This is a genomic window from Mesorhizobium sp. M0227 (genome assembly GCF_040321855.1).
In the GTDB taxonomy this organism is placed as follows: domain Bacteria; phylum Pseudomonadota; class Alphaproteobacteria; order Rhizobiales; family Rhizobiaceae; genus Mesorhizobium.
On sequence record NZ_JAMYSJ010000036.1, the window covers coordinates 1 to 21,637 of the forward strand.

Sequence of the window (21,637 nt, forward strand, 5' to 3'; positions counted from 1 at the left end):
GACCAAGCTGGATTTGGTCGATGTCCTTCGGGGTGATCCGTACTTCCAGCGCAAGATCGTCGCCTTCCGGCACGATTAGCATGATTGATCGGCGGGCGTAATCACTCCGCCGAGCGTATGAACTGCGAGTTGTTGAATGGTGCCTGACTGCGGCGCGACGATATCGATCCGTCGCAGTTCCTGTTCAGCCGCCACCTTGCGCTCACCATACTCCCCGACCTGCGCCTCGCTGGACGAGGACAAGTTCCGCTGGCCGCGGGTGGAGAACGGCGTGATCCGGCTTGCCGCGCCCAACTGATGGCGCTCGTCGAAGGCATGGACTGGCGCGCTTAAGCCGAACGGAGACGGCGTCCGACGTCGGCCGGATAGGCCGTGGCGAAGTGACTCAGGCGCAAAAGGCGGGCCTCTGGCCGTGCAAAATAAGCTTTTGTCGGCGTCATGACGAGAAGCGCTTTGGCCCGTGTCCACGAAATCGTTCCGCTCAAGGCGATATTCGTCCCCATGGCGGCGGAGAAGGCCGAACTGCAACAACTCCGGAGCGAACACTCAAGGCCGAGATAGTCCGGATGGCGACACTCAACGAGCGTGCCCAGGAGAGGCTCGCCGACCTTCAGGGATCGTCAAGCAGCTGGAGCGCGCCGCTTCGGTCGCAGCTCCGAGAAGCTCGAACGTGCCCAGCAGGCCTTCGCCTTCGAATCCACCGGGCTCGGCGCGATTGAGTCCGAACTCGAGGCCGCAAGACCGCAAGACCGACAGGCGAGCCGCGACGTGCTGCGCGACCGCGCAAGGCGTTCGCGGTGCATCTGGAGCGGATCGAGATCGTCATCCGGCTCGACCCATGGGGGAAGAAGCGCTCCCGCAGCCAATCGTCCAGTCCGTCAAACGCCGTCGGCCGCACGGGCTTGCGAAACGGAACAGTCCAGCCCTCGCTTAGATGCCGAGGCACGGTGTTGCGCGCGCACCCGAATTCCTTCGCCCGTCGGTTCCCCGCCAACCTCATGCCGCCGCAGCATCGCTGCCACCTCTTCAGGCTGAAGGATCTGCTCTCCCTGCATCGTTCTCGACAATGCAGGAATCGCCCAATCCCAATCGCCATCCATGCCTCCTCTCATAACCGAGGGGTCAGTTTCTCAATTCGGCCGACAACTGAGACGTCCGGTGCTCTTAGGCAGGGCAATCATACGAGATGCCTCCTGCAACATCATTTCCCGCATCCATAGGCTTGCCGGATCATTATTGTGAAGCGCAGGCCATTGGACGGCCTCCGTGAATGCGGCAGGAAGTGGCGGCGGAAGTTCGACAATCCGCAAGGGTGTTGATTTCGCGAAATGCTGCGCCAGCCGCAACGGCATGGTCCCGATGCGGCTGGTGCCTGATAGAAGGGGCGGGATCATGCTAAAGCCGTGTACGACGACCTCGATACGTCTCTCGAAACCGTTCTCGAGCAAATACCATTCCTCGATGGAGGGCTGCCGGGTGTCCCCGAATTTAAGCACAACCTGCCCCATCGACAAGTATCGGTCGAATGTAAGTGGCTCTGACAGCTGCTTGTTCGTGCCGCAGCCTACGCATACGAGCATATCTTCGAACAGGGCTGCGCGAGGATGTTTCGACATGAACACTTCCGGCATAATCAGAAAATCAACGTCGCCGCGCCGGAGAAGCTCCTCGGGGTCGTCGGAAATAGGCAGACATTCGAAGCGGACGGCGGGAGCTTCCCGCGCAGCACGCTTTACGATTTTCTTAAAAAATACGAGTGTGAGGTAATCGGAAAGGATGATGCGGAAGCGACGATCCGATCCGACCGGGTTAAAGGGGTCCCAGGAAATAATCGACAGCTGGATGTGCAGCAATGCCTCCCGGACTGCTGTGGCGAGCCCCTCCGCGCGCGGTGTCAAAATGAGTTCGCGGCCGTTCATCGTAAATAGCTCATCGCTGAAATAGGCGCGTAACCGACCGACGGCGGCGCTCATGGCCGGCTGGCTCAGGTTAATACTGCGAGCCGCGGCAGTGACTTTACGCTCCCTGATCAAAGCGTCCAGCACAACGAGGAGATTTAGATCGAGTCCCTTAAAACGCATGCATTGACCTATCCGACGCGTGGATGGGTATCGCCCAAACAATCAATTTCACGAATGGTGAGAGCGTCAACGCATCAGCCGACGACGAAACAGAGCAACCGATAGGAAGAACGGCAAAACCGTGTATATGCCAAGCGCGCCGATATGCAGGCCCATGCTGCCGGCGGGACGGCCAAGCATCGCCGGACGAATGAGGTCAATTGCATGTGCGAGCGGCAACAAGGAGGCGACGTCCTGAAAAGCGCCGGGCAATTGGTTGACCGGAAACATCGCGCCGCAAAGGAACAGCATGGGTGTTATAACAAGCGTATTATAAAATATGAAATATTCATAACTGGGCGCAAGCGCCGTGACGACCATCGCTAGACTCGCGAAGGCGAGGCCACTGAGAGCGATGACTGGCAGCAAGCAGAGGATGGATGGCCACGATGCGTAGCCTAGCGTGGTCGCAACAATAGTGATTGCTGTGCCCGCCATCAGGGCCTTGGTGGCTGCCCACGCCAATTCGCCGAGTAAGATATCGCCGAGCGTCAGCTGAGTGCATAGCATTCCTTCCCAGGTGCGCTGGTCGCCCATGCGGCCGAAACTCCCGTAAACCGTTTCAGCGGTCGCCGATGCCATCGCGCTTGTGGCAACCATGCCAGCCGCGAGAAACGCAATGTACGAAGTGCCCTCAACAGGACCTATCATTGTTCCGATTCCAAAGCCGAGACCGAACAGATAGATCATCGGATCGGCGAGGTTGCCGAGCACCGATGCAAGCCCGATTTTCTTCCATCCAAGATAGTTGCGGCGCCAAACCGCGACCCAATTCCACGCATTGGCGGGCATGCCCGCCGCATAACGTTCGCCCATTGTTCAGTCCTCCATCTCGCGCCCGGTTAGGCGCAAAAACACATCCTCGAGATTGGGGGGACGCTGCAGAAGGCGTAGACCCGCGCGCCCGCGTAGCTGCGCCAGCACCTGCTCCGGATCGGGTGCATAGCAAAAAAGCGTCTCACCGCTCACCTCGATGCGCTGTGCGTACGGCCGGATCAGCGCACCCAGTTCATGCGGATTGCCGCCGTAGACCTCGACCACGTCACAGCCGATCTGCTCGTCAATGAGTGCGGACGGGCGGCCTTCGGCGATCTTGCGCCCCTCCTCCATAACGCACAGCCGATCGCACAGCCGCTCGGCCTCTTCCATGAAATGGGTAGTCAAAAGAATAGTCTTGCCCCGCGCCAGCAGCGATCGCAGCCGTTCCCAGATCAGGTGGCGGGCCTGCGGATCGAGGCCGGTGGTCGGCTCGTCCATCACCAGCAAGTGCGGGTCATTGATCAGCGCACGCGCGAGCGTCAGGCGCCGCTTCATGCCGCCCGACAGTTCGGCGACGCGCGCATCCGCTTTGTTCTCGAGGCGGGCGAACTCAAGCAGCGATGGTATGACCGCATCGATCTGGCGTCTGCTCATCCGGAAGTAGCGCCCGAACACCAACAGGTTCTCGCGTACAGTGAACGCGGTGTCAAGATTGTCGAACTGCGGGACCACGCCGATGCGCATACGTGCCAAACGCGCGCGCGCCGGCACTGGAACGCCGAGCACAGTAATCTTCCCCGCATCGGGCGATGTCATGCCGAGGACCATACGCGCAATCGTGCTTTTGCCCGCGCCGTTCGGTCCCAAGAGCCCGAAGCATTCCCCCGCCGCAACGCGGAACGACAGTCTGTCGACAACGAGCTTGTCATAAGTTTTGCTTACGTCAGTAAGATCGATCGCTACCATGGACATGGGTTCATTTTACCGAGAGGGACGCCAAGACTGGCGGTTGCTTGGTTGCCTGCCGGACCTGAAACTGTGACTCGTCTTCGCCATCCCAGCCGTCGATAACGAACTGATCGACGTCACAAGGATTTAGCCCCTGTTCCGGTAAAGCGGCGACAATTGCGTAGAGATTATCGATGGCTTGGTAACGCGGATCGTTGTGCCGCTTTTCCTGGTCAACGCAGAAGACGAGCCGTCCATCCTCGACCAGGGCGATCGCCCCATCATGGGTCAGCTTGATACCAAAGATGCGCATAGTGTCTCCAGGTTAACGGCGATAGATTCGATTCATCAGGAAGCGGAAAGCGGGTTTCGGAAACGGACGAGCAAGCAGTCTTCGTTGACCGACTCGCCCCGACACTCAAGACGCTCTACCTCGATCAACGTTTCGTTCAGCATGGCGATGACCGGCTCAGCACCAGCGGCGTGACCCCAGCGACGGCAATTAGCATCCCTTGCCGATCCGAAGATCAGATGCCCGCCAGGCGCAAGCACCCGCACCAGGTTTTTGACGGCCGCGCGCATCTCGGCTATGTTTTCGAGATAGTAGAGGACCTCCGCCACAACGATCAGGTCAAACAACTCGTCGGTCGAAAACTGTTGAACATCGGAGACTATCCAGTTGATGCGCGACGGCTCGTTTATCCGTTGACGTGCTCGAGCAATCGCTTGCGCCACGACATCGATGACGGTGAGCCCTTGGCAGTAGGGGGCTAGTTTTTCCGTGAATGCGCCGGCAGCGCACCCGACTTCGAGGGCATTTGAAATGGAGCCTTGGGCAAGCGCCAGCTGGAGCATTTGCGTGTGGCGCTTCCGCTCGAACGGATTGCCGTCGAGAAGCCACGGATCGTCTGCGGCCAATTCCCGATCAAGCAACTGATGATTCACGTTCTGGGTCAAACTCGTGCACCTCTCGTCCACTAGGTAATTAGCGATCACTCGTCGCCGCAAATGTTGCCCGACAGCACTAATTCCGAAGAATCCCGCGCAAGATTGAGCCTGCGAAGCGGAGCCGCATGCGGCGAGAATTCTGCCCTGCTGGAACCAGTGATCGGAGTTTGGGTGGGGGCCTGTTTTCCCCCAGTGTTCGATGTAGCGACAGCAGAGCCTCGCGACAGCCAATCGCTATTGCTCAATGTACACAGCGCGTAGGCTTTCAACGGAAGCAAGAGAAAGATGTTGATGAACGTGTGCAGCGAAAAGCCCAGAAATCGAAACTGTCGGGCACGAAATGCTACCACGCTGCATCGGAGCATGGTCATGGACACAATCATCAGTCCTGTCCACCAAGGCACAGAGCCTGTCAGTGCGAAATGTGCGAGGCCCGTTAATACCGATACGGCGAGGAGTAGCGCGCCGAGATTCTGTCCGACCACGTCCAACGTGAGATAGCTATTCAGGCTGGGCAGCAAGCGCAGCCCAAGCAGCGTGTCCCGGAATGTGCTTCGTGCCCAACGGAGTTGTTGGCGCAGATACGGTCCTAGTCTGTTCGGGACGACTGTGGCCGCGATGGCGCTCGGAACGTACTCGGTTCGAAAGCCTGCTTTCAGCATCAGGATAGTAAGATGGCGATCCTCACCGAAGTCGCTTGGCTTGCCCCGAAAAAACTGCGACTCATACTGGTCCAGTAACAAAAGGAGCGCAGACCGGCGGTACATGGCACATGGGCCGCAACAGCACATAACGGCACCGAAGCGAGCCTGCGCCGCGCGCTCCTCGTTGCAAGCCAGCCAGTACTCCATGTCTATCAGCCTGGTCAGCCAGCTCTCGGTCCGGTTACTGGCCGTCAACTGACCCATGACTGCGCCGACCGCTGAATCTCGCATCTTCGGTACAAGCTTGGCAATGACGTCGGACGCGAGTAACGTGTCTGAATCAACGTTAAGCACCAGATCCCCTGATGAGCGGCGTATCGCGGCGATCTGCGCCTTGCGCTTTCCAACATTCTCGGGAAGCAAAATGATGTCGAACCTAGGGTCGCGCGCGTAGGCTTCGTGGACAGTTCCTAAGGCTTCGCGATTTCCAGAACCGTCATCAACCACATAGACCCGAAGTCTTCCGGCGTATTCTTGGTCGGCAATGGAAGCCAGGCACTCTGAAAGCGTGCGCGGATCCTCGTTGAAGCAGGGGACGATGACATCCACGCTGGGCAGTTGATCGGAGCCGACGAGAACCTCCAACGCCGATGAGTCGTTTGTCGGCAGAGCATAAAGCCCCTGCATGCTCTTATAAGCAGTCGAGAGCAGCGCATAAAGCGATATGGCCACAGTGCTGGTTGTACCAAGAAGAGTCATGGGATCTCGTTTGTTCAGTGATGTTGAGGAAGTGAGCGGATTACAAATCCGCGCTCACGCAATGCTGGAATCAGCCGGGACAGCGCCGTGACCGTCTGGTCGCGCAGACCGGCGTGAGCGCCCCGGCCCAACTCGCCGGGAGGGCATCCGTCGTGCAAGAGTACGATTGCGCCCGGCCGGACAGAGGCGAGCACTTTATCGATAATCGCGTCGACCCCAGGGCGAGACCAATCTCGAGGGTCGACGGACCAATGGAGGGCCGCCAGCCCGGCGATCTGTGACGCTGTGAAGACTTCTTCGCTCCAGGCGCCGTAGGGCGCGCGAACATAGCGCACCGAGGCCTGCGGGCAGGCTCTCATGATGGCGTCGTTCGCTTCAAAGACCTCACGTTGCACTTCGCCGAAACCGCATTGGTACAGATCCGGATGAGACATCGTGTGGTTGCCTACCTCGTGCCCTTCTGCGATCATCCGTTGGATTAGATCTGGGTGCTCTAAGGCGTAGGCGCCGATGACGAAGAAAGTCGCCGGCACCCGCTGCTCTGCCAGCACATCGAGAATCTCCGGTGTGAAAAGTCGATTGGGACCGTCGTCAAACGTCAGATAAACGCTGCGACGGCCGGTGCCGTCAGAGCACTCACGGCGCACTTCGTACAAGCAATCGGGACGGCTCATAGCTCTGGTCCGTTCCGATCTATCATCGTGCCCGTGGGCCATTCGCTGATCGGCCGTCCAACCGGCAGAACAATGGTGAGTGCGTCATCGATGCGTGTGGGCGGCAGGTCGAGGCGGGCCTCTGGTCGGGTCGAGCGCACGCGGATTCCCGACAAAACGGCCAAAGGCCTGTATCGCCGCCCGAACCTCTCAACATGATTCCGCAGCGCGTCCCGGACCGTTCCGAAAGCGAATGGAACGCCAAGCTCCTGCAGTATTGGAAGCATGACATGGATTGAATGGGCGATTCCGAGACCCTCAAGGTCCGGGCGTACCCCGTACAGGCCCAGCTCAGCCACCAACAGGTCGACCGCGTCAACCTTGATGAAACGGCGCAGTATGCCCATGTGAGCCGCTACACCACTTGAATCATAGGCGATCACGCGGAGTTCAGGCCTGGCTCCGGCCCAGCTTCGACTACCTTCGAACGGTTCTGCGTTGGACGCCCCAGTCGGCCCGTACGTATCACGAAAGAACTCGGCGAGCTCAACGTGATCGGAGAGCTGCAATTCGTTTTCCCAGCACAACTTCCACTGCACCTGGTGGCGCATTCAGGACCTCTCTTCATATTAGTTTTTTGCGGCCGCATTACCCGACCAAAGCGGCGCTGTTGGCTGCATTCAGCCGTTGTCGTTGGCGAAGGTGAGCCAGACGCTCTCTCGAAGTTCCGGCCCGTGTCGTCGATTTGAGCTTGACGTCGCTCATTAACGTTCCTCTAATGCATGGCTCGTAAATTCGTAAAATTGATTGTTTGAATGATACGCATCCACACGTTGGATAGAACATGACATGCGTTTCAAGGGACTCGATCTAAATCTCCTCGTTGTGCTGGACGCTCTGATGAGGGAGCGCAAAGTCACTGCCGCGGCTCGCAGTATCAACCTGAGCCAGCCGGCCATGAGCGCCGCCGTTGCTCGGTTACGCGCCTATTTCAACGATGAGCTATTTACGATGAACGGCCGCGAGCTCATTTTGACACCGCGCGCCGACGGGCTCGCCACAGCAGTCCGGGAGGCATTGCTGCACATCCAGCTATCGATTATTTCCTCCGACGCTTTCAACCCGGCCCAATCGGATCGTCTCTTCCGAATGATGCTTTCCGATTACATCACGCTCGTATTTTTTAAGAAGATCGTAGAGCGTGCTGCGCGGGAAGCTCCCGCCGTTCGCTTTGAATGTCTGCCTATTTGCGACGACCCCGAGGAGCTTCTCCGGCGCGGCGACCTTGATTTTCTGATTATGCCGGAAGTGTTCATGTCGAAACATCCTCGCGCAGTCCTGTTCGAAGATATGCTCGTATGCGTAGGCTGCGGCACGAACAAGCAGCTGTCAGAGCCACTTACATTCGAGCGATACTTGTCCATGGGGCATGTCGTGCTCAAATTCAGGCACACCCGGCAGCCCACCATGGAGGAATGGTATTTGCTCGAGCACGGTTTCGAGAGACGTGTCGAGGTCGTCGTACAGGGCTTTAGCCTGATCGCGCCCGTCCTGTCAGGCAGCAACCGCATCGGGACCATGCCGTTGCGGCTGGCGCAGCATTTCGCAAAAACAACACCCCTGCGGATTGTCCAACTTCCGCCGCCACTTCCTCCTCCCGCATTCACGGAGGCCGTCCAGTGGCCTGAGCTTCACAATACTGATCCGGCAAGCATGTGGATGCGGGAAATGATGGTGCAGGAGGCATCTTGCCTGGCGCCTTTGCCTGAAATCATTGAGCCCCTCGGGCACGCCGATCCGACCTTGCGGTTGTTGGTACCGACTGCCACCTCGATTTCGCGTGCGAAGTCCCGGAAGATGTTAAGCCCCACTTAAACACCGGGCCTTTGCCCAGCAGAGCGGCGCAGTTGCTCGTCAAGTACGAGGGCCAGGAACGAGCAGAACACACGCCCGGGGTAGCTACTGAATTGACTGCCGCCTCCGATTCTGATTGCGGAGTCCCAGAAGATGCTCAGCCCCACTTAAATGCCAACGTCGCAGGCCTTGCCGCGGCTTTTCACGCGCGGCCAGGCGAGGAGATGGCGGTCGACGTGGTCGATCCAATCTGTGCCAGCCTCGCTCGGCTACTGGCGTCGACGACAGTCCCCTGCACCGAGTAAGTCGGGCACTTGGCAATGAAGCCGGTCGAGCTTGACGCTGCGGACCCAGGCAATTGACCCCGCGCTTTCGTGAACGCGTGGCCGATCCGTTCATCTAATCGGCGCTTCATTCTGCCCGGCTGATGTCCGTGGGTGCGGCCACCCCGCGGGATGGGATCATCATTCAACTTTCTCTCGTTTATGAAAGGAAACTCCCCGCTCACGATAGAGTCCATGAGTTTCATATATTTTCCGGCAGATGGATGTCGAACGGGAGAAATGTCTGTCCGGGTGTTTCAGCGGTGCCGGTCTCGATAGCCCGCGTCATCAGCATTATCAGCTCCTGGCAAAGTCGGCGCATTGGCGTGGCGACCGCCATCGTGACGATATTATCTGCGAGCGCCGCCCGAGACTCCGGCGTGATTTCATTCACGATCGCGACGAGATCGCGACTTTTGCCCTCTTCTCGGAGCGCGGAGATGGCGCCCTCCATGCCGCCGCCGGCGACATAGAAGCCGACGAGCTCGGGCTCTCGCTGCATGAGATCAAGCGTTGCCTCGTAGGTGATCTGCCGTTTCTCGAGGTTCATGACTGGATCCAGCACCTCGAACGTGGGCGCGTTCTCACGGCAATAGGAGCGAAAGCCGACGTCACGGAGCTCGTGCCCCTGGAAACGATGGCTGCCGACAAAAACCGCCACTTTGCCGGGCCGTTTTGCAACCTTGGACACCATCCAAGCGGCCGTGCGCCCCACCTTGCGGTTGTTAAGGCCGATATACCCCTGTCGCACGCCGGCGGCGAAGTCGGAAAGCAGCGAGAAAACCGGAATGCCTTTGGCCTTGAGGTCCTCAACCGCTGCTGTAATTTTCGGGTGGTCCGGTGCCACCATCGCGATCGCATGGCAGCGTGCGCCCAAATCCTTGAGCCGCGCGATCAGGTCGCTCGGCATATGTGACGGGGCGAATTCGACGAGCGGAATGCCGTGGAAGGACTGGGCCAAATTGACCGATGCTTCGACCTCGCGCGCAAAATCTTGGTAGAAATGCTGGGCCGGTTTTCTCAAGATGAAGCCCAGACGGTAGTGCGGTAGGTCTCGCCGCAAGCGCTGCTTGATTAGCCCGGCAGCATGATAGCCGATCGCGTGGGCGGCGTCGTGGACCCGCCGCGCGGTCTCCTCGCGCACCGGATGGCGGGCGTTCAGAACCCGATCGATCGTTGCTACGCTGACTCGGGCTTCGCGGGCGAGATCGGCAATTGTGGGGCGCTTGGTCATAGGTCCTATTCTGATCGGTTTTTGACGCGGGCCGGATCTCTGTCGCCTAACGCGTTTCGGTTTCGGGTGGCAAAGTGAAAACGTCCCATACGAATGGCCAACAGCGTGTTGGACGAACATCATTCCAGACGTAAACCGGCCGGGTATACTGGAAGGCTCATTCGCTTAAAGGGCGGTGACGGTTTGCACTCACACATTTAGCGCTTCGGCTACATGGTCCGTGAGGAGCCGTTTAGAGGCTGCGGGTCGGTCGTTCAGTTCATGTGACCAGCTAGGCGACTTAACAGGTCCTGGGCCGCCCACCTTATTGGGAGGAGGGTAGCCGGTTTGATGCCTCGGCAAGCTGATGACCGCAGAAGGCGGCTTTCATCTGTGCTCGGTCCAATTCTCCTTCCCAGCGGGCGACGACGAGGGATGCCACTGCGTTGCCGACGCAATTCGTCAGCGCCCGGCATTCGGACATGAAGCGGTCGATGCCGAGTATCAGTGCCATCCCAGCAACGGGAACACTCGGAACTACGGCGAGCGTAGCCGCCAGGGTGATGAAGCCCGCGCCTGTGACACCTGCAGCGCCCTTGGAGGAAAGCATTGCTACGAGCAGCAGCAGCACCTGATCGCCGATGGACAGATCCGTGTTCGTCGCCTGCGCGATGAAGAGGGCCGCCAGCGTCATGTAGATATTCGTGCCGTCCAGATTGAATGAGTATCCGGCCGGGATGACGAGACCCACAACCGAACGCCTGGCGCCCGCCTTCTCCATTTTCTGCATCAGCGAAGGGAGCGCCGCCTCCGAGGAGGACGTTGCGAGGACAAGCAGCAGCTCTTCCTTGATGTAGCGAATGAGAGAACAGATCGAGAAGCCGTTGTAGCGGCAGACCGCGCCGAGAACCCCGAACACGAAGAGGAAGGCGGTGAAATAGAACGTCGCGACCAGCATCGCGAGGTTGACCACCGAACCGATGCCATATCTGCCGATGGTGAAGGCCATTGCGCCAAAAGCGCCGATCGGCGCGGCCTTCATCAGAATTCCAACGAGCTTGAAGACAGGCGCGATGAGCGCCTGAAGGAAGCAAACGACAGGCTTGCCCGGCTCTCCGGCCATCGCAAGCGCCATGCCGAACAGAACCGAGAAGAACAGCACCTGCAGGATGTCGCCTTCCGCGAAGGCACCGACGATCGTTGGCGGGATGATGTTCATCAGAAAGCCGGTGACCGACTGCTCGCTGGCTTTTGCGGCATAGGTATTCACGGCCTGGACATCGAGCGAGGCCGGATCAATGTTGAGGCCGGCGCCAGGCTGGACGACATTGGCGACGATGAGGCCGACGATCAGCGCGAGCGTCGAGAAGGTGAGGAAATAGACCATTGCTTTACCGGCGACCCGGCCGACCTTATGAAGATCGTTCATGCCGGCAATGCCGGTGGCAATTGTCAGGAAGATGACAGGCGCGATGATCATCTTGACCAGCTTGATGAAGGCATCACCCAGCGGCTTCAGGCTCTCGCCGGTCTCCGGATAAAAATAGCCAATTGCGACGCCGAGCGCGATGGCGGCAAGCACCTGGGCGTAGAGCTTGGTGTAGAAGGGTTTGCGGGGCGCGGGACTCGCGCCGCGGACTTGTGCAGCTGACACTGGTTCTCTCTCCCTGACCGGATCGAGGTGGCGTGACTTCTCCCTATCGCGGCGCTCCGGTCGAACGCTGCACCAACGCCGCCGCAATACCCATGCCAGATGAATCCGCTGAACTGACGTGGGCTCGCCAATGACGGAGGAATGCGGTGTCAGACCAGCGGGATAAGGCCTGGATGTCTCTGGCAGAGTGCTGCCGGTCGATCCCTCTGGCTAGCGGTTTGCTGCACAGAGCGTGGTGGGTTCCTCGTTTTAGCCGGCTTTGGACCGGGCCGCATCGCTGGCGCCAGCGCGTTCCAAATAGGTCGCCTGTTCATAAGCCCGTCCAGATGACAGGCTAACTTACCCCTGTTCGGAAGCGCTGTGAGAGGCGAGTTCCTCTCGCCGGAACGCCTGCGCCACATGACGAAATCCGTTGGTCTAGAGGAGGCCGAGAGCTTCGCTTTCCCTGACTAGCCGTGGCACCCATGATGGAATGAATGCGCTGGCACAAGGGCGATTATATGGTTGACAAACCCAATCCGGAGAGGTAGAAAGATTCCAACAACTTAGGAACTTTCGCCATGTCCGTTCTGTCCCGCCCCGAGTTCCACGACGAAGCCAAGGCTTTCGAGCATGTGGAAGGCATCTTGTGGCCGCAGGGCCCGGTTTGCCCCAAGTGCGGCTCCATGGATCGCCACTATTCCCTAAAGGGCGTCCGCACCAAGCCGTCTAAGAAGAACCCCCACGGCGTAGAGCGTCACGGCCTGTACAAGTGCAGCGCTTGCCGTTCGCAGTTCACCGTGCGCATGGGTTCGATCTTCGAGGAAAGCCACTTGCCGCTGACCAAGTGGCTTCAGGCTATCCACCTTATGTCGTCATCTAAGAAGGGCATTAGCGCCCACCAGATGCACCGCATACTCGAATGCACCTATGAGGCCGCTTGGTTCCTGTGCCACCGCATTCGCCTTGCAATGGCGTCTGGCGACCTGTCCCCAATGGGCGGCAATGGCAAGACCGTCGAGGTTGACGAGACCTACACAGGTCGCCTTGCCGGCACTCAGGTCAAGCGTGGCGGCGGCGCTCACAAGAACACTGTCGTTACGCTGGTCGAGCGTGGTGGCCGCGCCCGTTCCTTCCACGTCGATACCGCCCGCATTGGAACCGTCATGCCGATCGTTCGCGCCAACATCGCCAAGGAAAGCGCCTTGATGACTCACGAGGCTGGCATGTATCGCCGCGTGGGCCAGGAATTCGCTTCCCACGATGTCGTCACGCATTCCAAGGACGAATATGTCCGCTACGAAGGCGAAAAGACCATCCACACCAATACCGTGGAGGGATTCTATTCGATCTTCAAGCGCGGCATGAAAGGCGTCTACCAGCATTGTGCAGAGCATCACTTGCACCGCTACCTTGCCGAGTTCGACTTCCGCTACAGCAACCGCATTGCCTTGGGAGTTGATGACGGCACTCGCGCTTTCATCGCCCTGAAGGGTGCTGCCGGTAAGCGCCTTACCTATCATAGACCTGCTTGACGAGAAGCGAACGCATTTCCGCAAGCCCGTCCAACTCGAATTGCCGCTCTGGCGATATGCGAGGCACAAGAAAAAGCCGGGGAGGTAATCCCCGGCAAGTTGCGTTGATCGGACGGCTAGGCGGCTACGCCGCTGGCGCCGGTCTTATCGGCTGCGATAGTGGCCGCAAACGAATTCGGTGCGGCCAAAACGGAAACGGTGGTACGGGCTAACCCAAACCATAACGTCACCTCTTTCAGGCGAGGGGCCTTGAAAAGAAGCGGCAGAGATGCGATTCTAAGGTGTGAACCTCTAGTGGTCGCGGGCCTCTACCGCCCTTTCGATTGCTGGTCCATCTGGGTCGCATTCCCGTCTCACCGGGTTTGCGGCCCTTTGCATTTCCGCCCCTCTGACGCCGATGGCCAGAACGCGAGGGGCTATGCAGGTCTAATCATTACCGCTCCGTCTTTTCGATTCGTTCGATATAGTCGAAACTCGCGTTATCGGCAACGGCGGATGGCGTTAAATTACTTTATCTAGATAAACCTTGATTTTTTCGCCAGGCCTAGATAAATGTCTGGCAGTGATCCTCGCAAGGAGACTCGGCCATGGCACGCGTTCGCAGCCCAAACTATCCGGCACTCAGCCTACCAGCGGCACTGGACCGCGTTCGAACCCTGCAGGGTCTAGAGGGCAAGAATGCCGTTCCGCGAGAGGTGATAGCGAAGCACCTAGGGTTCGGAGGGCTCAATGGCGCCTCTGCTACGGTGCTTTCAGCCCTTGCAAAATATGGACTTCTTGAAGCTGTTGGTGACGGTGAGGCTAAAGTCAGCGAACTGGCGCTTACGATTCTTTTCCCTCACGACCCGAACGAAAAGCAAGAGGCGATAGAGAAGGCGGCGTTCCGTCCTGTTCTCTTTGCTAAATTGCGCGAGAAGTGGCCAGACCGTGCCCCGACTGAGGAAAGCCTGCGTTCCTATCTGGTGCGGGAAGGGTTCTCGTCATCCGCAGCGGAGCAAGTTATCCAATTTTATCGAGAAACATTAGAAATTGCGGTGCCTAAGCAAACGGCGCATGATTCGTCATCTGCAACACCCACGCACGAGGAAAAGATGACGCCAGCACAAGCCCCAGCAGCCCCCACGCCGCAAGTTACATCTTTGCCGCCGGCCGCGCATGGCCGTCCGTTCACCATCGCTTTTGATGGCATGGTGTTGAGCGGCACAATCTCCATCCGATCCTCTCGTGATATCGATAGGCTGATGAAGGTATTGGCGGCCCAAAAAGGTGCATTCGAGGCGATGGAAGATGACGACGACTGGGATACGGTATCGTCACCCGCTCAACCTGAGAGCGCGCAAAGTGAACGACTTGCGAATAGAATCCGACTGGAGAACAACGAGGACGATGAAGGAACCGGGAAAAACAAAGGCGCATTCGACTAGCCAACCGCAGATCGACAAATTCCGAGAGGCGTCGCGCGAACTTAAAATCGATCAGTCAGACGCTGCTTTTGAGGCGGACGTGCAGAAGATTGCCCATTCGCCGAAGATGACCAAAGAGCAGATAAAGGAATTGGTCAGGCAAAAACGCAAGGGTTCTTAGTCCCTGGTATAGATCGCTTTGAGAGCCATATAGACGGACAGAGGGTCCGATGGCCCGCTACCAAGGAAGTAGATCATGTCGTGGCGCATGGCTTCGGTGAGTTTTGGCTGGAAAGGGTCTTCCCGGTCGATACGCCTCTCTTCATAGAAGTTTATGATGTTGATGCAGAAGTCGAAGGACGCAATAGCCTCGGGCGCCCCGAGGAAGTCGTTTCTAGCCTCTTCCTGTTCTACGTCAGTGCCATTGAAGATTGGATCCGACCGCCTCCCGGAGCTCGCATAGGTTGAGAGGCTTTCGATAAAGGTCCTCTTCGCGAGACAAAAAAGGAGAACGGAGAAAATCTTCGTGTATGAGAGACTTTCGACGTCCTGCTCGAAGAGATGCGTTTGCCAATGATTGCACACGGCAACCCATTCGCGGTGAGCGTCTTCTACCTCAGCCCTTACGAAATCGGCATGGACGCCTATAGCATGCATATAAATATGTAAGTACCGGAGGAAGTCGTAGCTGAACTCCTCGGCACTACCAAGCCACCGTTCGACGGTACCGTTATCAAGGTTTATCATTTTTGCTTTGTCTTGTGAAAAAGGCCGCATCGGAGTGATGCGGCCTTAGCCTAATACGACAAAATAAAGAACAGCTATTTTGCGTCTTCTACAGAAACTCTCTTCCGGTTCCGCACGATCTCATACGAAGTCAGGGTAGGAAGGCTTCCCATCAAGCCTTCCGGGAGTACAGGCTTCCCATTCGGGAAAAGAAAACGGAATCGCGCATTGTCGCGGTGCAAAGGCTGGCCAACCTTGATATCTTCGCTTAGTTCATTTCGCATTTCGCCACCACCTACCGCCATTTGTCCAAATCAGGTTTGTTTGGACGTTCCTCCAGAGAGCACATAAAAATCTTTAGATCCTTTTAACGTGCGCTCGCGCTAAAAGGTTGCAATTAAATTGTCAAGCGTCAAGTGCGTCACATAGCCATTGCGTTGCAAATTACAATGTTTTGATGCCAAAAAAGCGTCTAATTGAAATTCCTGGTTAAATTCCGGCGATTGTTCCGGAAGTGATAATGGCGGTTTATGGTTGCCGCTGAGGGCCTACCAATTCCGGCGAGCCGGAATTCTATAGACAAATTTCGTGACGAAAGTTGGACCGATGGCCATTCCGCCAATCGACTCCAACTCCTGTAGCAGACTCGCCGGCTAGCAGTTTCTGCCAGAAACGTGGCCATCGGCGGCCATCCCCATCGCCACTTACCTCCAGAGGTACCGCTAGCATTCCTCTACGGCTGGGTAGCGCCTTAAGGCCGCGATTATGCTAAACCTATATGCTGGCGCGGGCTGTGGTCAAAGGTGCACTGACCAATCGGGCGCGTCCGCCTGCATAAACAGATAAATGCCGATCACGATCAGCACCGCCAGCACCACCCAGAGCGTGAGCTTCGTCTTGTTCATGGGCGGTAGGTAGCAGACAGCGCTAGAACCGCAATTCACATGGTTGTGGGTGCGGCCCGCCTTGTGGAGGGGCGGGCCTTGTAGCGCTCGCTCCACAGTATTTTGCCTACTGGGTTTGTCAACCATATAATCGCCGGCACAAGGCGGGAATGACGAGGGTCCAGCACGACCCGTTGATGTTCACTGACAGAGTGCTGCCGGTCGATCCCTCTGGCTCGCGGTTTCATCGGTGGCATCAGAGCGGAGAATTGCTGTGCTCTTTGCAGCGCTCCCGCTGCATGAAAGCGACGTCGAGACGTAGAGCTTGACGCCGCTGGTGATGACCACGACGATGTGATTCAGAAGTTGCGAGCACCGCCTACGAAGCCGTACTCGACGCCAGCTTCGCGCCTTCACACGCGACACCGCCGCCGCATGATCAACTCGAGAAAAATGGCGGTTGCCGCAACCGACCAGTGTCGTTGGCGGTTATTATCGCTCCCGCCCCTCCTCGGCGCTGGTGAATGGCACGGCCCGGCATTTACACTCGGCGCGGTCAGCCGCTCGGGCACCGCATCGCCGGCGCAAGTATTTCCGTCGTTCAACGGCAAAAAAGAATTGATGTATTCTATCATATGCCGCGAGGTTTCCTTTCACGAATGAAAGAAAGCTCGATTGACTATCCCGCCTCGCTCCAGTCTTTTGAGAACAACGTGTGGTTGCCTTGGTGCAAGCCGAGACCATGGCCAAGCTTCGTGGAGGGGAGAGCCAAGCGATGCATCAGGGTTCGATCCGCTTCGCACTCGACCAAACGGCGGCACGAGTTCACGTCGGAGTATTTTCGGGCCTGCTCGCGACGCCGCGGGCGCACATGCCGCCGGCTTACGTTTGATGGCGCGAGATCGAGGATCACATGCACCACAACATTCGCAAATCAGAACAAAATGCCAGCGAGTGCGGCATATCGCTGCCGGATGCGATAAGAGGTTGTCCAACGTCCGAGACGAATCCTGCGAATGGGGTATTGCACGAGCGCGCCCTCATCGGAATCTTCGAAATATCGAAAATACTCACCGGTCCCGCCCGGCTCGAACTCACGTTGGCCAAGGTCGTTGATCTCCTGCACTCGTTAGTGCAGATGCGGCACGGCATCATCACTCTCTGCGATGCCGAGGCCGGACTGGACATCACCGTGGCCAGCGACTGCGACACGAACAGCAATGAGCCCTCCCGGTCGCGCGTGCCGCGCAACGCCATCGATCAGATTGTGACGACGGACACGCCGCTCATCGCCGAGGACATAGCGATGCATCCGGCCTTCACTGCCGCTGACATCGAGGTGCTTGGGGCCTCCGATACCGTGTCCTTCATCGGCGTTCCCATTCGTGTTGATGGGAACGCCGTAGGCGCGCTGACTATGGACAGGGCTTTGGAAAGCAGGTCAAGCTATCGGCTCGATTACGATGTCCGACTGCTCACCATGATTGCCAACATGGTGGGACAGACAGTCAAGTTGCACCGCTTCTGCGCGGGGGACCGCGAGCGACCGCCGGAGTTGGAAGACCGGCTGCAAACGAAATTTTCAGATGTTAAGCACCCTGCACCCCGGCGCAAAAAAGTTCATGTCGAGGGGATGATTGGTGACAGTCCGGCGATAAGCGCGCTGCTGGAGAAGATCGCGGTCGTAGCCAAGGCAAAAACCACGGTTCTGTTGCGAGGCGAGTCCGGTACCGGGAAGGAGCTGGCTGCGAAGGCAATTCACGAGTTGTCGCCGCGCGCCAAGCGGCCCTTCGTTAAACTCAATTGTGCAGCGCTCCCAGAGACAGTCCTGGAATCCGAATTGTTCGGTCATGAGAAGGGTGCCTTCACAAGCGCGTTCAATTCCCGCAAGGGGCGCTTTGAGCTCGCTGACAAGGGGACGTTGTTTCTGGATGAGATTGGCGAGATCTCGGCCTCGTTCCAGGCAAAGCTACTGCGCGTGCTGCAGGAGCAGGAGTTTGAGCGCGTCGGCAGCAATCAGACCATTAAGGTCGATGTTCGCGTGATTGCCGCCACGAACAGGAACCTGGAAGAGGCGGTTGCAAGGAATGAGTTCCGCGCCGACCTATACTACCGCATCAACGTGGTTCCCTTGCTGGTACCAGCATTGCGCCAGAGGCGCAGCGATATTCCGCTGCTCGCAGCTGAGTTTCTCAAGAAGTTCAACGACGAGAACGGCTGTACGCTTACCTTCGATCCATGTGCGATTGAAGTGCTGATGAAATGTGAGTTTCCCGGCAACATTCGCGAGCTTGAAAATTGCGTGCACCGGACAGCGATCCTGGCCGAGGGACTATCAATCGGGAGAAACGACTTTGCCTGCTCGCAAGGCCAATGCTTTGCCGAGGCGCTGTGGAAGTGCAGATCGGGCAAGGCCGCGCTGCAACCAGCGCCGATCCTGCCGGAGTCAGTGAATCCGGCCACGCCGCCGGATGCGGCAGCCTGTTCGGCCGCGACCACAGTCCCGCGTGCCGGCGCAACACACCCAATTGGCGCGAGGACCCCCGACATAGAGCGCGTCATTGCTGCCATGGAAAGATGTGGCTGGGTGCAGGCAAAGGCAGCGCGCCTCCTTGGACTGACCCCGCGCCAGATTGGCTACGTGCTGAGGAAATACGGCGTCGAGATCAAGCGTATCTGAAACCGAGGAGATGAGCTGAGCTGCATAGCGCCTTGCGGCAGCGATGCAGATCCGCGTCCGCGTCCACTCGATTCACCGAGGACAGCCTGGCCGAATTCCCGTGTCTGCGTTGCGACCATCGTGTGAGAGGCAACGCTTCCATCGTCAATCCTGTCCGCCATGTTGCTTTCGTTGCGAGCTCATACGGATGCCCCCTGTTGACTGAAACGGAGTTAAAATATGTCCGATGCAAAACTGCAAACTGTGCTTTCGGCTCTTCCGCCAGTGACGCGACAGTTAGATCCTCTGCCGTCCAACGGACCAGCGCCGGACGGAAATTTTGTCAAGCTGAATACGAATGAGAACCCGTTTCCGTTGCCGCCAATCATAATGCAAAGTGCAGTGGCGGCCCTCAAGTGCCAGTATCTATATCCGGATGACGATAACGTCAGCTTGAGGGAAGCGGCGTCCAGCACCTATGGCGTTTCCAGGGATCAGGTCATCGCAGGCAACGGGTCGTCTGAACTGCTCGGACTCATTTACAGAGCTTTCCTCGCGCCTGGCGACAAGGTTGCGATGATGTCGCCAGGGTTTTCGTTCAACCGCAAACTTGCCATGATTCAGGGCGCCGAGTTTCTCGAAATCGGATGTCAAGCTCATTCCCTTCCAATGGAGCAATTGCTTTCCGGTCCGGCAAAAGACGCCAAGTTCATTATGTTGGCCAATCCAAACAATCCGACCGGAACATTCCTCCCGATAAGCGATATCGAACGCCTCGTAGCACAATCGGACCGCTTGGTTGTCCTTGATGAAGCCTACGTCGACTTTGCACCCGATCATGGCCTGCGCCTCATCAACCGGTATCCGAACGTTCTGATCTTGAGGTCATTCTCGAAAAGCTATGCCGCCGCCGGCATTCGCGTCGGTTTCGGTTTCGGTCACCCTGAAATTATTGGCAGGCTGCGAAACATCCAGAACGTCTTCAACATGAACGTCATCGGGCATGCCGTTGGTATCAGCGTGCTTGCGCATCGCGGCGCCTACGCAGAGAACCACAAGCACATCAAGGATGAACGAGAGCGAGTGACAGTCGCGCTGTCGCAACTCGGATTTTCCGTAACGCCCTCCCGCGCAAATTTCTTGCTGGCCCGTGTGCCCGCGGGACAGGACGGCTCATGGTGGCAAGCAGCATTGGAAAGGCAAAAGATACTTGTCGCGTTTTTTCCGGACAAAGGCTTGGAACACTGCATCCGCGTCAGCATCGGCGCAAAAGAGCAGATGGATGCATTTCTTGCTGCCGCTGGCGACATTGCTGGAAGCTTAACGGTGCCAAGCTCCAAGGGCAGGGAAGCGTCAGGCTCTGCTTCTTCGTTACGCTGACGCTAATCGGCGATCACACACATCTCTTCCGACTTGCTTGGTCGTCCCAGCAAGAGAACAGCCTGCTTTTAAAATCGGGGACTTATCGAGTGACAAACGTCTTTCCTTCAAACCTAGCGTTCGGCATCTTCGATCATCTGGACGAGGATGGCCGCGATATCGGCCGGCAGTACGAAGATCGCCTGATATTAGCAGAGGCGTGCGATCAGCTAGGGTTCTATGCCTATCATCTGGCAGAACACCACTGTACTCCCCATGGGAGAGGTCCATCGCCGAATCTGTTCTTATCGAGCGTCGCCCAGCGCACCCGGCGCTTGCGTCTCGGACCCTTGGTGATGCTGCTTGCGCTTTATCATCCGCTGCGTGCGTTCGAAGAGATCTGTATGCTGGACCAGTTGAGCGGTGGCAGGCTCGAACTGGGCATAGGGCGCGGTGCTCTCCCGATCGAATTGGGCTACTTCGGGATTGGTGCGGACGCGGTGCCGGGCCGTTATGCCGAAGCCAGCGAAATTCTCATGGAAATACTTGTTAATCCGATGAAGGTCGGCACGCTATGCTATCAAGGCCGCCATTTTGATCTCAATGACGTTCCTTTGACGCTAAGACCTCATCAGCGTCCACATCCGCCGACATGGGTCGCTGCCAATCGACCCGAGTCCGCAGCTTGGGCGGCTGCGAATGGAACAAATATCGCGTGTGTAGGACCTTCCTCTTCTGTTCGCAAAACTACTGATGCGTTCCGCGCCTATCGAGAGGACAACGCTGGCGCGGGGGATCAGGCGCAATTTATCGGATTGCTCCGCATGGTCGTGGTTGGGCGTTGTGACACACATGCCTATTCGCTCGCGGCACCTGCTTACGAACGCTGGCTCAAGAGCTTCCAATTCCTTTACGAGCTTAACGCTATCCCCACTCCACCAAACCTGCCGCTGACCTTCGATGCGGCAGTCGAGAGTGAATTGTGCGTGGTAGGATCAGCAGAATCTGTGCGAAAAGCTCTGTTAGGTCAGTTGGAAGAGGCAGGTGCCAACTACCTCCTTTGTCAACTGGCATTTGGAAATCTGCCGCTAGATGCTTCCCTGTACACCGCGACGACCATTCAATCCGAAATCATGGCTCGATTTGGCTGACCATGAAATTCGCAGTCTGAGGTTGAATCGTTGTACAGCGCTCCCTCACATCCACGTGCTCGAGCG

At 57.7% G+C, this 21,637-nt stretch carries 16 protein-coding genes and 2 pseudogenes; 6 read left to right on the forward strand and 12 right to left on the reverse strand.

What is annotated here, in order from left to right; all coding sequences use genetic code 11:
- The 9 genes and pseudogenes from NKJ00_RS29145 to NKJ00_RS29190 form a co-directional block, all read right to left on the reverse strand.
- A pseudogene (locus tag NKJ00_RS29145) lies at positions 1 to 228 on the reverse strand (HlyD family type I secretion periplasmic adaptor subunit); the annotation flags it as partial.
- A 902-nt stretch (positions 229 to 1,130) separates the two neighbouring features.
- Complete coding sequence (locus NKJ00_RS29155; RefSeq protein ID WP_352632218.1) at positions 1,131 to 2,081, reverse strand: LysR family transcriptional regulator; 951 nt, start codon at positions 2,079 to 2,081, stop codon at positions 1,131 to 1,133.
- Between the two features lie 66 nt (positions 2,082 to 2,147).
- Positions 2,148 to 2,936: an ABC transporter permease gene (locus tag NKJ00_RS29160; RefSeq protein ID WP_352632220.1), complete on the reverse strand. Its 789-nt coding sequence runs from the start codon at positions 2,934 to 2,936 to the stop codon at positions 2,148 to 2,150.
- A gap of 3 nt (positions 2,937 to 2,939) precedes the next feature.
- Positions 2,940 to 3,851, reverse strand: a complete 912-nt coding sequence (nodI, locus tag NKJ00_RS29165) for a nodulation factor ABC transporter ATP-binding protein NodI (RefSeq protein ID WP_023736276.1) — start codon at positions 3,849 to 3,851, stop codon at positions 2,940 to 2,942.
- Positions 3,852 to 3,894: 43 nt separating this feature from the next.
- A pseudogene (locus NKJ00_RS29170) lies at positions 3,895 to 4,140 on the reverse strand (carbamoyltransferase N-terminal domain-containing protein); the annotation flags it as partial.
- A 35-nt stretch (positions 4,141 to 4,175) separates the two neighbouring features.
- The gene (gene nodS / locus NKJ00_RS29175) at positions 4,176 to 4,784 is read right to left on the reverse strand and encodes a nodulation methyltransferase NodS (protein WP_352632222.1); all 609 of its coding nucleotides are present in this window, start codon (positions 4,782 to 4,784) and stop codon (positions 4,176 to 4,178) included.
- 35 nt (positions 4,785 to 4,819) lie between these two features.
- Complete coding sequence (gene nodC, locus NKJ00_RS29180; RefSeq protein ID WP_023784692.1) at positions 4,820 to 6,178, reverse strand: chitooligosaccharide synthase NodC; 1,359 nt, start codon at positions 6,176 to 6,178, stop codon at positions 4,820 to 4,822.
- A gap of 14 nt (positions 6,179 to 6,192) precedes the next feature.
- Positions 6,193 to 6,852, reverse strand: a complete 660-nt coding sequence (gene nodB / locus NKJ00_RS29185) for a chitooligosaccharide deacetylase NodB (protein WP_023766912.1) — start codon at positions 6,850 to 6,852, stop codon at positions 6,193 to 6,195.
- Positions 6,849 to 7,442, reverse strand: a complete 594-nt coding sequence (locus tag NKJ00_RS29190; protein ID WP_023736281.1) for a NodA family N-acyltransferase — start codon at positions 7,440 to 7,442, stop codon at positions 6,849 to 6,851. Before NKJ00_RS29190 ends, nodB begins: the two co-directional genes overlap by 4 nt.
- A gap of 238 nt (positions 7,443 to 7,680) precedes the next feature.
- Between NKJ00_RS29190 and NKJ00_RS29195 the strand changes: the two genes are divergently transcribed.
- Positions 7,681 to 8,706 carry a LysR family transcriptional regulator gene (locus tag NKJ00_RS29195; protein WP_352603625.1) on the forward strand — a complete coding sequence of 342 codons (1,026 nt, stop codon included), beginning with the start codon at positions 7,681 to 7,683 and terminating at the stop codon, positions 8,704 to 8,706.
- Positions 8,707 to 9,210: 504 nt separating this feature from the next.
- Here NKJ00_RS29195 and NKJ00_RS29200 read toward each other — a convergent pair.
- Together NKJ00_RS29200 and NKJ00_RS29205 are read right to left on the reverse strand one after the other, a co-directional pair.
- Complete coding sequence (locus tag NKJ00_RS29200) at positions 9,211 to 10,242, reverse strand: LacI family DNA-binding transcriptional regulator (protein ID WP_352632224.1); 1,032 nt, start codon at positions 10,240 to 10,242, stop codon at positions 9,211 to 9,213.
- A gap of 304 nt (positions 10,243 to 10,546) precedes the next feature.
- Positions 10,547 to 11,875 (reverse strand): dicarboxylate/amino acid:cation symporter, encoded by a 1,329-nt coding sequence (locus NKJ00_RS29205; RefSeq protein ID WP_023770900.1) that lies wholly within the window; start codon positions 11,873 to 11,875, stop codon positions 10,547 to 10,549.
- A 560-nt stretch (positions 11,876 to 12,435) separates the two neighbouring features.
- On the opposite strand from NKJ00_RS29205, the gene NKJ00_RS29210 reads away from it, so the two are divergent.
- Both NKJ00_RS29210 and NKJ00_RS29215 read left to right on the forward strand, forming a co-directional pair.
- Entirely contained in the window at positions 12,436 to 13,389 is a 954-nt protein-coding gene (locus NKJ00_RS29210; protein WP_352632226.1) for an IS1595 family transposase, read from the forward strand.
- Positions 13,390 to 13,976: 587 nt separating this feature from the next.
- Complete coding sequence (locus NKJ00_RS29215; RefSeq protein ID WP_023775537.1) at positions 13,977 to 14,813, forward strand: hypothetical protein; 837 nt, start codon at positions 13,977 to 13,979, stop codon at positions 14,811 to 14,813.
- Positions 14,814 to 14,969: 156 nt separating this feature from the next.
- Here the strand turns inward: NKJ00_RS29215 and NKJ00_RS29220 are convergent, their stop codons facing one another.
- Positions 14,970 to 15,539 carry a hypothetical protein gene (locus NKJ00_RS29220; protein ID WP_023775538.1) on the reverse strand — a complete coding sequence of 190 codons (570 nt, stop codon included), beginning with the start codon at positions 15,537 to 15,539 and terminating at the stop codon, positions 14,970 to 14,972.
- Between the two features lie 1,776 nt (positions 15,540 to 17,315).
- On the opposite strand from NKJ00_RS29220, the gene nifA reads away from it, so the two are divergent.
- From nifA to NKJ00_RS29235, 3 genes are all read left to right on the forward strand, one after another.
- Positions 17,316 to 19,082, forward strand: coding sequence for a nif-specific transcriptional activator NifA (gene nifA / locus NKJ00_RS29225; RefSeq protein WP_352632228.1), 1,767 nt, complete (start codon positions 17,316 to 17,318; stop codon positions 19,080 to 19,082).
- Between the two features lie 219 nt (positions 19,083 to 19,301).
- The gene (hisC, locus tag NKJ00_RS29230) at positions 19,302 to 20,441 is read left to right on the forward strand and encodes a histidinol-phosphate transaminase (RefSeq protein WP_352632230.1); all 1,140 of its coding nucleotides are present in this window, start codon (positions 19,302 to 19,304) and stop codon (positions 20,439 to 20,441) included.
- Between the two features lie 89 nt (positions 20,442 to 20,530).
- Entirely contained in the window at positions 20,531 to 21,571 is a 1,041-nt protein-coding gene (locus NKJ00_RS29235) for an LLM class flavin-dependent oxidoreductase (protein WP_352569645.1), read from the forward strand.
- The last annotated feature ends 66 nt before the right edge of the window (positions 21,572 to 21,637 follow it).

Excerpts from the sequence above, each read along its gene's own strand:
- NKJ00_RS29155 (WP_352632218.1), bottom strand. The coding sequence starts at position 2,081 with ATGCGTTTTAAGGGACTCGATCTAAATCTCCTCGTTGTGCTGGACGCT.
- NKJ00_RS29195 (WP_352603625.1), top strand. The coding sequence starts at position 7,681 with ATGCGTTTCAAGGGACTCGATCTAAATCTCCTCGTTGTGCTGGACGCT.
- NKJ00_RS29160 (WP_352632220.1), bottom strand. The coding sequence starts at position 2,936 with ATGGGCGAACGTTATGCGGCGGGCATGCCCGCCAATGCGTGGAATTGG.
- NKJ00_RS29200 (WP_352632224.1), bottom strand. The coding sequence starts at position 10,242 with ATGACCAAGCGCCCCACAATTGCCGATCTCGCCCGCGAAGCCCGAGTC.
- nodI (WP_023736276.1), bottom strand. The coding sequence starts at position 3,851 with ATGTCCATGGTAGCGATCGATCTTACTGACGTAAGCAAAACTTATGAC.
- nodB (WP_023766912.1), bottom strand. The coding sequence starts at position 6,852 with ATGAGCCGTCCCGATTGCTTGTACGAAGTGCGCCGTGAGTGCTCTGAC.
- NKJ00_RS29215 (WP_023775537.1), top strand. The coding sequence starts at position 13,977 with ATGGCACGCGTTCGCAGCCCAAACTATCCGGCACTCAGCCTACCAGCG.
- NKJ00_RS29190 (WP_023736281.1), bottom strand. The coding sequence starts at position 7,442 with ATGCGCCACCAGGTGCAGTGGAAGTTGTGCTGGGAAAACGAATTGCAG.
- nodC (WP_023784692.1), bottom strand. The coding sequence starts at position 6,178 with ATGACTCTTCTTGGTACAACCAGCACTGTGGCCATATCGCTTTATGCG.
- NKJ00_RS29210 (WP_352632226.1), top strand. The coding sequence starts at position 12,436 with ATGTCCGTTCTGTCCCGCCCCGAGTTCCACGACGAAGCCAAGGCTTTC.
- NKJ00_RS29220 (WP_023775538.1), bottom strand. The coding sequence starts at position 15,539 with ATGATAAACCTTGATAACGGTACCGTCGAACGGTGGCTTGGTAGTGCC.
- nifA (WP_352632228.1), top strand. The coding sequence starts at position 17,316 with ATGCACCACAACATTCGCAAATCAGAACAAAATGCCAGCGAGTGCGGC.
- hisC (WP_352632230.1), top strand. The coding sequence starts at position 19,302 with ATGTCCGATGCAAAACTGCAAACTGTGCTTTCGGCTCTTCCGCCAGTG.